Annotated in this window: 11 protein-coding genes; 7 read left to right on the forward strand and 4 right to left on the reverse strand. The window is 62.0% G+C overall.

The annotated features are described in order from the left end of the window. Nucleotides 1–16: 16 nt before the first annotated feature. The gene (locus BG457_RS01795) at nucleotides 17–1,264 is read right to left on the reverse strand and encodes an alanine--glyoxylate aminotransferase family protein (protein ID WP_175546699.1); all 1,248 of its coding nucleotides are present in this window, start codon (nucleotides 1,262–1,264) and stop codon (nucleotides 17–19) included. A gap of 226 nt (nucleotides 1,265–1,490) precedes the next feature. Here BG457_RS01795 and BG457_RS01800 point away from each other — a divergent pair, with 226 nt between their 5' ends. The 4 genes from BG457_RS01800 to BG457_RS20675 all read left to right on the forward strand — a co-directional run bounded on the left by BG457_RS01800 (nucleotide 1,491) and on the right by BG457_RS20675 (nucleotide 4,682). Then, nucleotides 1,491–2,144 carry a response regulator transcription factor gene (locus tag BG457_RS01800; RefSeq protein ID WP_071795233.1) on the forward strand — a complete coding sequence of 218 codons (654 nt, stop codon included), beginning with the start codon at nucleotides 1,491–1,493 and terminating at the stop codon, nucleotides 2,142–2,144. Between the two features lie 112 nt (nucleotides 2,145–2,256). Then, nucleotides 2,257–3,234 (forward strand): HpcH/HpaI aldolase/citrate lyase family protein, encoded by a 978-nt coding sequence (locus BG457_RS01805; RefSeq protein ID WP_071795234.1) that lies wholly within the window; start codon nucleotides 2,257–2,259, stop codon nucleotides 3,232–3,234. Beyond that, nucleotides 3,221–4,486 carry a glycerate kinase type-2 family protein gene (locus tag BG457_RS01810; protein WP_342715347.1) on the forward strand — a complete coding sequence of 422 codons (1,266 nt, stop codon included), beginning with the start codon at nucleotides 3,221–3,223 and terminating at the stop codon, nucleotides 4,484–4,486. The genes BG457_RS01805 and BG457_RS01810 overlap by 14 nt, the downstream gene beginning before the upstream one ends. After that, entirely contained in the window at nucleotides 4,461–4,682 is a 222-nt protein-coding gene (locus BG457_RS20675) for a LuxR C-terminal-related transcriptional regulator (protein WP_425434898.1), read from the forward strand. The genes BG457_RS01810 and BG457_RS20675 overlap by 26 nt, the downstream gene beginning before the upstream one ends. Before the next feature lie 63 nt (nucleotides 4,683–4,745). Here the strand turns inward: BG457_RS20675 and BG457_RS01820 are convergent, their stop codons facing one another. The 3 genes from BG457_RS01820 to BG457_RS01830 are packed head-to-tail and all read right to left on the reverse strand — an operon-like array spanning nucleotide 4,746 to nucleotide 8,556. Continuing rightward, nucleotides 4,746–5,333 carry an HAD family hydrolase gene (locus tag BG457_RS01820; protein ID WP_071795237.1) on the reverse strand — a complete coding sequence of 196 codons (588 nt, stop codon included), beginning with the start codon at nucleotides 5,331–5,333 and terminating at the stop codon, nucleotides 4,746–4,748. A 17-nt stretch (nucleotides 5,334–5,350) separates the two neighbouring features. Next, a complete protein-coding gene (locus tag BG457_RS01825; protein ID WP_071795238.1) occupies nucleotides 5,351–7,804 on the reverse strand; it encodes an ATP-binding protein in 2,454 nt (817 codons plus the stop codon). Continuing rightward, the gene (locus BG457_RS01830) at nucleotides 7,801–8,556 is read right to left on the reverse strand and encodes a response regulator (protein ID WP_342715348.1); all 756 of its coding nucleotides are present in this window, start codon (nucleotides 8,554–8,556) and stop codon (nucleotides 7,801–7,803) included. The genes BG457_RS01825 and BG457_RS01830 overlap by 4 nt, the downstream gene beginning before the upstream one ends. A gap of 227 nt (nucleotides 8,557–8,783) precedes the next feature. Between BG457_RS01830 and BG457_RS01835 the strand changes: the two genes are divergently transcribed. The 3 genes from BG457_RS01835 (at nucleotide 8,784) to BG457_RS01845 (ending at nucleotide 13,114) form a co-directional block, all read left to right on the forward strand. Continuing rightward, entirely contained in the window at nucleotides 8,784–9,812 is a 1,029-nt protein-coding gene (locus BG457_RS01835) for an ABC transporter substrate-binding protein (RefSeq protein ID WP_071795240.1), read from the forward strand. 79 nt (nucleotides 9,813–9,891) lie between these two features. After that, on the forward strand, nucleotides 9,892–12,048 hold the full coding sequence (locus tag BG457_RS01840) for an ABC transporter permease (RefSeq protein WP_071795241.1): 2,157 nt from the start codon (nucleotides 9,892–9,894) through the stop codon (nucleotides 12,046–12,048). 16 nt (nucleotides 12,049–12,064) lie between these two features. Beyond that, nucleotides 12,065–13,114 carry an ABC transporter ATP-binding protein gene (locus tag BG457_RS01845; RefSeq protein ID WP_071795242.1) on the forward strand — a complete coding sequence of 350 codons (1,050 nt, stop codon included), beginning with the start codon at nucleotides 12,065–12,067 and terminating at the stop codon, nucleotides 13,112–13,114. The last annotated feature ends 362 nt before the right edge of the window (nucleotides 13,115–13,476 follow it).

Here is a 13,476-nt window from a genome sequence, read left to right on the forward strand (position 1 = left end):
TCCTCCCCTGAGGTTGTTATTCCGCCGCCGCAGCGACGCCATAGTGGCGCGCCAGCACAGCCTGCACCTTCGCCATGTCTACCTCGGCACCCAGCTCGATCATAGCCGTGGCGAAGCGGTCCACGATGTCCGAGATCGCGGCCTGAGAAAGCTGGTTCAGGATCCCGATCCGCACCTGCACCGGCTCGGACAGCGTGGGCCAAATGCCGAAGCCCCGGGCGCGGCAGTTCTGAACCAACTCCTTCTCGCGCCCGGCAAGCCTGTGGGGCAGGTTCAGAACTACAAGGCTGGTCATGTCCGAACTGACCGCGCAGCCCATCGTCGTCACCGCATCGCGCAGTGCCTTTTCATGGAAGGCGTAATCCCGCGCCCGCTGCGCCCGTCCGTGCTGGAGTGTGAGCCGCAAAGCTTCGTGGAACGCGGCCACCGCATAGCCCGAATGGGTCCGGTGATAGCTGCCTGCGGCCACGTCCTGGCCATCGAGGATGCCCCAGTGCCGGGCTTCAAGGATCGGGTTATGGACATAGGAATGGCAGCCATTGGCCCGAACTTCTGCGATATAGCGGTCGGTGAAGCTGACCGGCGCATAGGTCAGGGGCAGGCACAGCACGCCCTTTTGCGGGCATGAGGCCCAGCCGACGACGCCGGGATAGTCATCAATCGCGAAATCCGCGATGCCCAGCGACGACACGGCGTCCACCAGCCCCATCGCGCCGTGGCGCTCGCAGGCGTCCGAGAAGCCGCGCAGGTCGTTCACGCGACCCGATCCGGTTTCCCAATGCGCCATGAAGGCCCATTTCGGCTTGGCCTCGGCCAGCGCCTTGTCAACGATTTCCCCGGTGACCGACTGGCCATGCGGGACGCTGATGATAGTCACAGAGGCGGGTTGCGGGTCCAGCGGGTTGGCGCGCAACTCGTCGCGCGTTGCGGCCTTCATGCGGATCGTCAGCCCGTCCAGCCCCGAGAAAGTCCCGTTGACAAAGGCCACCACCCGGTCGCCGGGCAGGATCGCGCCAAGCATGCAGTCCAGCCCCGAGAAGCCGGTGCCGCCGACGCCGTAGGTGTAGGTGTTCTGCGTGCCCCAGACCGCGCGCAGCATCTTTTTGCATTCGATCATGCCGCGCAGGACGTCGGCCTGCATGTGATCCGCCAATCCGGTCTGCGCGAAGCGGGCCAGCACGCGCGGGTCCGTGTTGCCGGGGCCGGGGCCTGCGGCCAATGTTTCGGGGATTTCCAGGGTCGGAAAGATGGTCATGTCGTTCATTCGTCGAACCTCGCATTTGGCTGCGTTCTGGTGCTGTCTCGGACAGCGCCGAGGGGTCTTCATGATGCATTGATAATTCCGCTTGCCCCAGCGTCACAACCTGCCTTACTATTGCTTTTGGGTATCCTGTTGGGTGGTAAAATACCTACCCATTTGGGCGTGAATACCACGGTATACGCAACTATATCCTGCCAAATGGGTAGGTTTTGGTATAAGGAGGCGGAAAATGCAACAGAGTAGCGGCGAAACCGCGCCGATCCCCGTCTCGCTGGCGGATGGCAATCCGCTGGTCCTGTCGGCGATGTCAGAGATCTTCGACCGCGACCCCCGATTCTCTCTGGTTGCGACCAGTGCCACGGCTGAGGGATTCTTGGGCGCGGTGATGCGCGTGCCGGTCCGGGTGGGCGTCATCGACTGGATGCTGCCGGCCCTTGGTGGCCAGAAGCTGATCGACATCTTGCGCGATCAGGCCCAGGCCCCGCGGCTTATCGTCTATGGCGATGACCAGAAGGGCGAGGTCGCGCGCCTTGCCATGCTGGCTGGCGCGGCGGGATTCGTGGCCCGGACCACCCCGGTCGAGACGCTTCTGGAAACCTGTCTGGACGTCGCCGCAGGCAAAATGGTCTTTCCATTTCTGGACATCCGCGCGCTACAGGCCGACCCGATTCATTCACTCACCCGCCGCGAACGCGCGCTGCTGGAGGCACTGTCGCAGGGCCTGACCAACAAGGATCTGGCCCGCGATTTCGGTATCTCGGCCAATACGGTAAAATACCACCTTTCCAACATGTTCGAGAAACTCGGGGTCGCGAATCGGGCGCAGGCGATCGCCTTCTACTATGCATCGCGGCTGCCGGGGGAAGGGTCGAAAACCCGCTGACCGGATGCCGCTGACCACCACCAAAAGGAAATAAAATTTCTTGACAGGGAACAAATCTTCCGTCCTTGAATCGTAGCCATTCTCCCATAACAGACCGAAAAGGACCACGCCCATGAGCTTCCATACCATCCGTCAGGCCCCCGCAAGGCTCAACCGCAGCGAACTCGCGGTTCCCGGCAGCGCGCCGCAGATGTTCGAGAAAGCCGCGCAATCCGATGTCGATGTGATTTTCCTTGACCTCGAAGACGCGGTGGCTCCTGATGACAAGGCCGCAGCCCGCAAGAATATCATCAAGGCGCTGAACGAGATCGACTGGGGTACCAAGACGATGTCGGTTCGTATCAACGGGCTGGACACGCATTACATGTATCGCGATGTTGTCGATGTCGTCGAACAGGCAGGCGAACGGCTTGACCTGATCATGGTGCCCAAGGTCGGCACCGCCGCCGATGTTTATGCCGTGGATATGCTGGTGACCCAGATCGAGGATGCGAAGGGCTACAAGAAGCGAATCGGTTTCGAACACATCATCGAAACCGCTCTGGGCATGCAGAATGTGACCGAGATCGCCGCCGCCTCGCCCCGCAACGAATCGCTGCATTTCGGTGTTGCGGATTACGCGGCCTCGACCCGGGCGCGGACCACGATCATCGGCGGCGTGAACCCCGATTACGCGGTCCTGACCGACCCGTCGCAGGACGGCAGCCGCGAGGTGCATTGGGGCGACATGTGGCATTATGCGCTCGCCCGTATGGTTGTCGCGGCCCGCGCCAACGGGCTACGGCCCATCGACGGGCCGTTTGGCGATTTCTCGGATCCCGAGGGCTACAAGGCCGCCGCCCGCCGCGCCGCCGTTCTGGGCTGCGAGGGGAAATGGGCGATCCACCCCAGCCAGGTCGCGCTGGCCAATGAGGTCATGAGCCCGACCGAGGCCGAAGTGACCAAGGCCCAACGCATCCTTGAGGCGATGGAAGCCGCCGCTGCCGCAGGCAAGGGCGCGGTGTCGCTGGATGGCCGGTTGATCGACTATGCCTCGATCCGCCAAGCCGAGGTGCTGGTGGAAAAGGCCCGCCAGATTGCGGCTGCCTGAGATGGCCAGCGCCCTGCGCGACCGCGCCAGACAGCTTTTCGCGCTGGCCTGCGATGCCGCCGACCCTGCTCAGGCGCTGCGCAGGGCGCTGACCGCTGCCCCGCTGCCCCGCCCCGATCCGGGCGGCGCCCTGCTGGTTGTCGCGGTCGGCAAGGCCGCGATCCCCATGGCCGAGGAATTGCTGCGCAATCTCGATGGACCACTGGGAAGCGTGCTTGTGATCACGAACTACGAGAACGCCCGCGACCTGCCCGGCGCCACGGTCATCGCCGCTGGGCACCCCGTCCCCGACGCGAATGGCGCCCGTGCCGGGGCCGAGGTCATCGCGCTGCTTTCCGCCGCCACCGCCCATGATCGCGTGATCGCGCTCGTCTCGGGCGGCGGCTCTGCCCTGATGCCCTCCCCCGCCGACGGGCTGACGCTGGATGACAAGGCCGAGGTCAACCGTCTGCTTCTGGCGCATGGTTTCGAGATTTCTGAAACCAACCTCGTGCGCCAGCAGTTGTCCCGGCTCAAGGGTGGCGGCTTCCTGCGCCACGCCACGCCCGCCCCGGTTGCGGCCTATATTCTGTCGGATGTCATCGGCGACGACCTGCGGGCCATCGCTTCGGGCCCCACGGTCGCACCGATTGGCGACCGTGCAGCGGCCCGCGCGCTGTTGCAGGCCCGCGGGGTCTGGCCGCTTCTGCCCGAAGCCGTCCGGCGCTATCTCGACGACCCGGAACCGGTCCGCCCGCCTTTGCCCGAGGCCCGCAATACGCTGATCGGCTCGAACCGCATGAGCCTCGAAGCTGTTGCGGCTGGGGCAGGGCAGGGCGCGCGGATTGTCGATGACCGCCTGACCGGTGATGTGGGCAAGGCCGCGAAGCATATCGTTGCGGCCGCCCTTGCAGCGGATACGCGGCCCGCCTGCCTGATTTTCGGCGGTGAAACGACCGTCACGCTGCGCGGCACAGGTCGCGGAGGGCGCAATCAGGAACTTGCGCTGCGTGTCGCGATGGAAATGCCCGAATTGGGGCGCGACTGGGTGTTCCTGTCGGGGGGCACCGATGGAAGGGATGGCCCGACCGATGCCGCGGGCGGTCTGGTTGATGTCCTCACCCCCGATCGGATTCGCGCATCCGGCGCTGAACCTGAAGCATTGCTGGCCAATAATGACAGCCATGCTGCCCTGAATGCCGCAGGTGATCTGCTGGTGACGGGGGCCACCGGCACCAATGTCGCGGATGTCCAGATCCTGCTGCTGGGCTGACCCGCCATTGCGTAGCCTCTGCCCAGGGGGCAGGGGCAACGTCACCTCAAATGGGCTGACAACCGAGCAGGTTGCGGATCAGATGGCAATTTCGTCCGACACGGAGAATTCCTATTTCAACAACACCGTTGCGAAGTTCGATGCTGCAAACCGCCAACACGCCGCGAGTCTTGCGATTCGGATGGGTCTGATCTGAAATCAGGGATAATCTGGCGCAAGACGGAACCTTTTCAACGCTCCGCGCAAGTTCCGGGACATCTCAGCAGAAATCCAGCAGACTCTCCGTTTTTCTGACATCAACATACGACATTCCTGCGGATCCTGCGGCGGCAATTCCCTCCGGACTGTCCTCAAAGACAAGGCAATGATGCGGATGAATACCCAACTGCTCAGCCGCCAGCAGAAAAACCGCAGGATCCGGTTTCGGCTTGCTGACATCATCTCTCGTGACGACAACATCAAAGCATGTATCAAGTCCGGTGGCACGCAGGAAGGCGGTGACGATCTGCCGCTCACTATTGGTCGCCAGCGCCTTCGGCAGCCCAGGCGCGCTGTCGCGCGCAATCGTCGCGACCGGGGGATTGGGACAGGCGAGATGCGCCAGCGCGACGGTCTCGGCGATGCTTTCGCGACAGAAGCGCGCGACGTCCAGAGCGGCGCCGGTTTCCTGCACGATCCTACTGGCAAGCTCCAACCGGCCCAGACCTGACTGCCGGAGATACCACTCCCGTGCGATCATCACCTCCTGAGCAGCCAGCGCTCTGGAAATCGCAATGAAGTGAATATCCGCAGTGAGCAGCAATGTCCCGTCGCAATCGAAAATCAACGCCTTTGGCTGATCGGCCATCTGTGTTCCGTTCCTTGTCAGTGAGAAAGTGCCTCTGCCAGCTTTCTGGCCGAGAGCGGTTTTGCGACTGCCTGTATGCGTCCGGCAAACATGTCAGCCAGCGGATTGATCGCTGGCATGTGACCTGATGCGACCACTGCCTTTGTGTCCGGGTTCGTCTCAAGCGCCGCTCTGGCAAGTCTCCAGCCTTCGATCCGACCATGCAGCATCAGGTCGGTGATGATCAGATCGACCTGGCCTTGCGCGATGATGGCATGCGCCTCCTCGGGCGATGCTGTGCAGATCAGCGATCCGGCCACTGGCGACAGAAGATCCTGTGCGGCTGTCCGGTCGCGGGCATTATCCTCGACGACCAGAACCATTTCGAAACGCGGTATGTCGCAAGGCGTGTCTGCGGATTCATGCAACGGCAGGGAGAGCTTGACCAGAGTTCCCGCGCCCGGTTTCGAGGTGATGGTCACATCGCCGCCTGACTGGCTGATGAAACCATAGACCATGGCCAGCCCCAGCCCCGTGCCACCTTCGCGCGTCGTGAAGAATGGCTCCATCACATGTGCAAGCACTTCCGGCGTCATGCCGCAGCCGGTATCTTCGACCTCTATGACTGCTTGGTCGGCATGGGCTGACACCCGCAAGATGATTGTCCCGCTGTCGCTGATCGCCTGCCCTGCATTCAGACACAGATTCAACAGGGCGCTTTCCAGCTGTCCGGGGTCGATCAGGACGGGCAATGGATTGTCGGTGATCTGAAGCTGCAGCGCAATCTCGTCGCGCAGTGCGAAACCGATCAGATCGGCCATGCCCTCGACAAGCCCGGTCAGATCGACGATCTCGGGGGCCAGATGCTGTCGGCGCGCGAAGGACAATAGCCTGCCCGTCAGGGACATGCCCAGATCGACGGCGCTGGCGATGGTCTGATACATCGCCTCTTTCTTTGCCACAGAGGCGGTTTGCAACAGATGCAGATTGCCCGAGATCGTTGACAGGATGTTGCCGAAATCATGCGCAACTTCACCCGAGACTTTTCCCAACGCCTCGATCCGCTGTATCTGCTGCAATCGATCCGCCACATTGCGCCGTTCGGTGACATCGGCTACCAGCACCACCATGCCGCCATCGGGCAGCGGGCTGGAACGCCATTCCAGATGGCGCTCATCGGTCGTGACCTCGCGTGTTCCGGATGGTTGCGCGGCAAAATCCGGGGCACTGCCATCGTCAACGATCTGCGCCAGTTTAGGCCGGTTTGACAAACGCGCGGGATCAATACGCAGAACCTCGGCCAGCCGCGCGTTATAGGCGATCAGGTTGCCCTGCTCTGACAAGATGGCCACGCCATCGCTGATCCCCTTCATCATATTGTCATAAAGCACCGTGCGCCGCGCCATCTGCCGGTTGGAACGGTCCAGCCGGATGGCATTGGCGCGAAAGACACGGAAGGCGTGAAACAGTTTGCCGATCTCGTCACCATGCCCGGCCCCGCGTGGCAATCGCGCCTGCCTGTCGCCAGAGGCAAGCCGCATCATCGCATCCGAAATCCGGCGCAGATTGCCTGTAACATATTGCGAGACAAACAGCGCCGCCAACAGCGCCACAATTGCGCTGGTCGTTCCCACCGTCAGAATTGTTGATTTGGCAACCGCGATTGCCGTCGTGGCCCGCGCGCGTTCTTCGGCGATCCTTGCCTGCGCCTGCTCGGTCTGCGCGGCGGAATAGGCTGTCAGTTCCCACGCAGCCTGCCTGATGCTGATCAGCGCGGCCTCGGCACGCAGCTTGCTGGCCAGTTCCAGCCTGCGCATCTCGAACAGGCCCTCGGGCCCCTGCGCGATCAGCCGTAGCCGTTCCTGGGTGGCCGGGTCGGGGCGGAAACTGGCACGGCTTGCCTGGGTGACATTGGCGGTAAATGCCCGCTGATATTCCCCGACGCCCACAAGATTTTCTGCACGGCCTGCACCAAGCAGGGCTGCAGCCTGCCCCTGCAGCATCATCCAGGCCTGACGTTCTGCCGGGCCCAGCAAAGCCTCTGCCGATTGCGCAGCGGCGTGACGTTCGATGCTCGCCAGTTCTGCATTCAGGCGCAGCACACGGTCACGAAATCCGGCGCGCAGCAGTGTTTCCTCCACCAGCGCCTCGATGGCCCGCCGGGTCTGGATCAGCATATCTGACAGCGCCGGATCCCCGGCGACATCCTCGGCAATCTGCTGCAACAGACCCTGCGCGCGCGCCCCTTCCTGTGCGATCCTGAACGGGCTGTCGAGGGTCAGCAGGTAAGGCGCCTCGGTCGCCAGATCGGCAGACTGGCGCGAGAGGCGCAGTGCCGCATCCACGCGCGCCAGTGTATCCTGGTGCAGCCGCTCAAGACGTTCGGTCCCTTGGCCAAGGGCGACCCAGGCCACGATGCCGACGATCAGCGTGGCACTCGCTAGAACCGAAAGGGCTGTCAGCAGGCGGGCCTTGATCGACAGGCGGTTCATGCGGGACTTCGCGGCACAAAGACATAGCCCTGCCCGCGACGGGTTTGCAGATGAATGGGCTTCGAGGGAACAGTCTCGATCTTGCGCCGCAGGCGCAGGATCAGCACATCTATGGTGCGGTCCATATATTGTGACAGGTCGTTGCCCAGTTCATGGAGCAACTCGGTTCGCGGGATCACCCGGTCAGGGTTGCGCAACAGATAGTCCAGCAGGCGATACTCCGCATTGGTCAGCGGGATTTCCGAACCATCCGGACCCAGCAATTCACGGCGTGTCTGATCAAGACGCATCGCACCAAAACGCACAATTGCACTTGTGGACCGATCCGCCTGATCCAGCGCCGGATAACCCGAGCGGCGCAGTACGGCGCGGATGCGGGCGATCAGTTCGCGCGGATTGAACGGCTTCAGCAGATAGTCATCCACACCGGTTTCCAGTCCGATGATCTTGTCCATCTCGTCGCCGCGCCCCGTCAGCATGACGATGGGAAGGCCGAAACGGTCCCGGATACGCAGCGCAAGCGCAAGCCCGTTCTCGCTGGTCAGCTTCAGATCGATCAGCGCCAGATCGACCTCTGGCGCGGGTCCAAGGGCGAAGAAAGAGGCTCCATCGGCCAGAGCGACAGACCCGAGCCCGTTCTCTTCCATGAGGGCGGCGAGGGTCTGGCGCAGGTCAGCGTCATCGTCGATGATCGCGACAACGGGTCTGCGCGTGTCGCTGTTTTCATTCATGCGCGCTGAAATCCGGATCACCGCTGCGTCCTCCCGTGATCAGAATGGGTCATCCTCCGGGCACTGGCAATTCCACGTGCGATTTAGTTTGTTACAGCGCAATCGCGCGCCCTGTAACATTGTTAATACTTATGGCCGGTATGTGTAAGATCGTTCATCGCGCGGTGTATCGAGTTGCGTCCGTCCGGCATGCAACAGTCAGCCTATCCGCATCAGGGAGGTGCGGGCTGTTTTCGGGAGGAAGAAGGATGAAGGGAACTTCAGCAAGCGCAATCGCTCTTGCCGCAGCTCTGATGGCAAGCGCGGCCTCGGCCCAGAGCCTTGATGTCGTGTGTTCGAATGAACAGGCATGGTGCGACCTGATGGCGCAGAATTTCCGCATCGATACCGGTATCGACGTGGCGATGGTGCGCAAATCCACAGGCGAGGTTCTCGCCCAGATCCGGGCAGAAGCCGGGAATCCCAAGGTCGATGTCTGGTGGGGCGGAACCGGCGACCCGCATCTGATCGCCGCCAATGAAGGGCTGACGACCGCCAGCGGCGTCGACACATCAGAGCTTCTTGGCTGGGCACAGAACATGGCCGACATGACCGAAGGCCGCGCAATCGGTGCGCATGTTGGCTTGCTGGGCATTTTCTACAATACCGAGCTGCTGGCTCAGAAAGGTATGCCCGTGCCGTCCTGCTGGCGCGATCTGACACGCCCGGAATACGCTGGCGAAATCACGCTGTCCAATCCGCAGTCATCAGGCACGGCCTATACCCAGCTTGCGACGCTTGTGCAGCTTTTCGGCGAGGATGAAGCCTTCAGCCTGCTGGGCGAGATCGCGCGCAATGTGAACCAGAACACACGTTCCGGCTCTGCTCCGGGCCGCATGGTCGCGCGCGGCGAATCCACGATCTCGGTGGGGTTCATGCATGACATGGTGAATCTCAAGAAGCAGGGTTTCCCGGTCGAGATTGTCTCGCCCTGCGAAGGCACCGGCTATGAGACAGGTGCTGTCTCGATTATCAACGGAACGCCGAATTTCGACGCGGCCAAGGTATGGGTCGAGTATGTTCTGAGCGCCGAGGCGCAATCGCGCGGGCTTGAGGTCGGGGTCTACAACATCCCTTCGCATCCTGCCGCGACGACCGATCCCGAAGCGCCTGACATGGCCTCGGTCAAGCTGATTGACTATGATTTCGCAACCTATGGCTCGTCCGAGATGCGCGAGCATCTGCTGGAACGCTGGGGAGTCGAAATCCGCTCACAGGGCGGCAATTTCGAAGAATAACGAAACGCCAACCTGTCTGGTCCGTCCCGGTGCCGACGCGGGACGGACCTTCAGAACGCCCAGTATTCAGGAAATCGACATGAAACGCACGGCGGGGCTCTGGCTCCTGATCGGGCTTGCAGCTTTTTGTCTGCTGCCCTGGTATGACGTCCGCGGAAGCTTCTGGCATTTCCGCTGGTTCGACACTCTGAGCACCCAAGACGCGCCGGCCATTCTCTGGGCAATCGGCGAGCGGCCATGGTTGTGGTTGCCGCTGCTGGGCCTGATCCTGTCGGCGGCTGCGCTGTTCCTGGTAAAATCACCCGTCAAGCAGGCGCAAGCCCTGGTCATCAGCGGTGCCCTTGGTCTTGGCCTGCTGATCGGGCAGGGGTTGTTCGTCGTGGGCTTTGGCGCGCGGGCCACGGTCTTTGAGGGAGTGACGCAGCCCGGAATGGGCATGGGCGCTTTCGTGTTCGCCGCCGCATTGCTGTTCATCATCACGACCGGCATTTCCGGGCTGGGGCGCGGTCGCGGCGATGCGTTCATCACCGGCATGGTCGGGGCCATCGTGGCACTGGTGGCCACTTTCGTTTTCTACCCGATGGCCTTCATCTTCACGAGCGCATTCGAATTGCGCGGTGGACAGGGTTTCGGGCTGACCGAGTTCCTGCCGCGTTTCTTCGCCCCCGATATCTGGTCGCTGGCCTGCGTGACCGGGCGCGGGCAATGCGGCGTCGCGGTGAATTCAACGCTTCTGGGGCTCGCCACCGCGACAGGTACAACGGTCATGGGGCTTGCCTTCGCGCTGATCTTCACGCGCACTGATTTCCGCGCAAAGCGCCTGTTGCGGGTGCTGACGGTCCTGCCGATCATCACGCCGCCCTTCGTGATCGGGCTGGTACTGATCCTGCTGCTGGGCCGCTCCGGTACGCTGACAGTGTTCTTCGGCGATCTGTTCGGGATCGAGAAAACCCGCTGGCTGTATGGTTTCTGGGGGGTGTGGCTGGCACAGATGCTGTCCTTCACGCCGATTGCCTTTCTGGTGCTGATCGGCGTTGTCGAAGGCGTCTCGCCCTCGATGGAGGAAGCCAGCCAGACCCTGAACGCCAATCGCTGGCAAACCTTCCGCAATGTCTCGCTGCCACTGATGCGGCCGGGGTTGGCCAATGCCTTTTTGCTGGGCTTCATCGAAAGCGTGGCGGATTTCGGCAATCCGCTGGTGCTGGGCGGCAATTTCAATGTGCTCTCGACCGAGATCTATTTCGCCATTGTCGGCACGGTCGCCGATCCAGCAAAGGCCGCAATCCTGTCGCTGATCCTGCTGTCGCTGACGCTGACGACCTTTGTGGCGCAGCGCCTCTGGCTGGGGCGCAAGAATTACGCAACCGTCACGGGCAAGGCCGATAGCGGGCGCAATGCCGCGCTGAACCCGGCCCTGCGCTGGACCTGCTATGCGCTGGCGCTGCCCTGGGCCGCCTTTACGCTGGTGCTGTATGTGCTGATCGTCTTTGGCAGCTTCACACGCCTCTGGGGCTATGATCATACATTGACGCTGGATCACTACCGGCGCGCCTTCAACATAGTGGTGCGCAACGGGGTCCATTTCACGGGGGCTGCCTGGGACAGTTTCTTCACTACATTGTCCATCGCTGCCATTGCCGCGCCCCTCACCGCAGCAGTGGGGCTCGCGACGGCCTATCTACTGGTGCGGCAGAATTTCGCGGGTAAGAATGCCTTCGAGTTCTCGACCCTGCTCTCCTTCGCAATCCCCGGCACGGTCATCGGTGTGGCCTATGTGATGGCGTTCAATTTCCCACCCATTGAGCTGACGGCGACCGGCCTGATCCTCGTGATCTGCTTCATCTTCCGCAACATGCCTGTGGGCGTGCGGGGCGGGATTGCCGCCATGAGCCAGCTCGACAAATCTCTGGATGAAGCCTCCAGCACGCTTGGCGCAAACTCCTTCACCACCTTGCGCCGGGTCATCCTGCCCTTGATGGGGCCGGCCATTCTGGCGGCACTGACCTATAGTTTCGTGCGGGCCATCACCTCGGTCTCGGCAGTGATCTTCCTCGTCTCGGCGCGTTACAACATGGCGACGTCCTTCCTGGTGGGCCGGGTCGAGAATGGCGAATATGGCATCGCCATCGCCTATTCCGCGGTGCTGATCGTCACCATGCTTGCTGTGATCATTGCCCTGCAACTCGCGATCGGACGACGCAAACTGCGCCGCACTGATCGCCTTGAAACCACCTGAAACAGGAGAGAGCCCGATGAAAGGGTCCGTTCGCTTCGAGAATGTCACAAAGCGCTTTGGTGCGGTCACAGCCCTCAAACCGCTCTCGCTGGATATCAGGCCGGGCACACTGGTCACGCTGCTGGGGCCTTCGGGCTGCGGCAAGACCACGACGCTGCGGCTGATTGCCGGGCTGGAATCCGCCTCGGAAGGGCGCATCCTGATCGGGGGGCAGGATGTCACGCATCTGTCCGCCACCTATCGCAAGGTTTCGATGGTGTTTCAGTCCTATGCGCTGTTTCCGCATATGAGCGTGATCGAGAACGTCGCTTACGGCCTGACAGTGCAGCGTATATCCAAGGCCCAAGCCCATGCCCGCGCTGAAGTGGCACTGGAAACTGTCGGGCTGAAAGGTTTTGGCGCAAGGCTGCCCTCAGAGCTTTCGGGAGGACAACAGCAGCGGGTTGCCGTGGCGCGCGCGATTGTGCTGGAGCCTGAAGTGCTGCTTCTTGACGAACCATTGTCCAATCTTGACGCCAAGCTGCGCCGCCATGTGCGCGAAGAGATCCGCGAAATCCAGCAACGCCTTGGCCTGACTGCGGTCTATGTCACCCATGATCAGGAAGAGGCCATGGCCGTCTCTGACCGGATCATCGTGATGAAAAACTCCGAGATTGCTCAGGAAGGCACACCCTTTGACCTTTATGACCGTCCGGCATCGAGTTTCATCGCGGATTTCATTGGTGATGCGAATCTGATCGATGTCGAGGTGATAGCTGCGGGCGACAGCACCGAAGTCGCCTATCTGGACCGACGTCTGGCCTTGCCACTGGCCAGCGCGGCTACTGGTCCCGCAAAGATGGTGCTGCGTCCGCATCATGTCCAGCTGTCGCGCGAACCGGGGCGCCAGACCGTCGCGGCTGCAGTCAGCTATGCGGCCTGGCTGGGAAATTCGGTGCAATACACGCTCGATAGCCCGCTTGGGACAATCTTCGCAATCACCGCACCTCAGGCGCAGACCTTGCGAATCGGTGATACAGCCCATTTGGGTTTTGACCCCGCCGATATTCGGCTGGTGCCAGCGTAATGCGAAAGGGTCAGGATAGGCGCCCTATTGGGGCCACGGGCGGCGTTTCACCAGACGCCGTGCCTCAGGACCGAATCTGAACAACGCGCGCGCCCGATATTGGGCGCTTGCTCAAGCCTTGCGGATGATCAGGCCGAACGCTGGCCGCTGGAAGCAGTCCAGCATCTGGCGACGCCCTGACCGGCAGGCCATTAGCCCCCGTCTGAGTTGACACCCTGCGGCTGGAAAACAGAACTCGTCGGATCGATCCCGACTGTGCTGCTCTGGACTACGGATGACTCCCTTTATCGATCATGTTTACAGCACCCTAGATGGCACATTGCGATGCCGCGAGCGGGAGCCATCCACTTCATCAATCGCTC

Source organism: Natronohydrobacter thiooxidans, from assembly GCF_001884735.1.
Lineage (GTDB): Bacteria > Pseudomonadota > Alphaproteobacteria > Rhodobacterales > Rhodobacteraceae > Roseinatronobacter > Roseinatronobacter thiooxidans_A.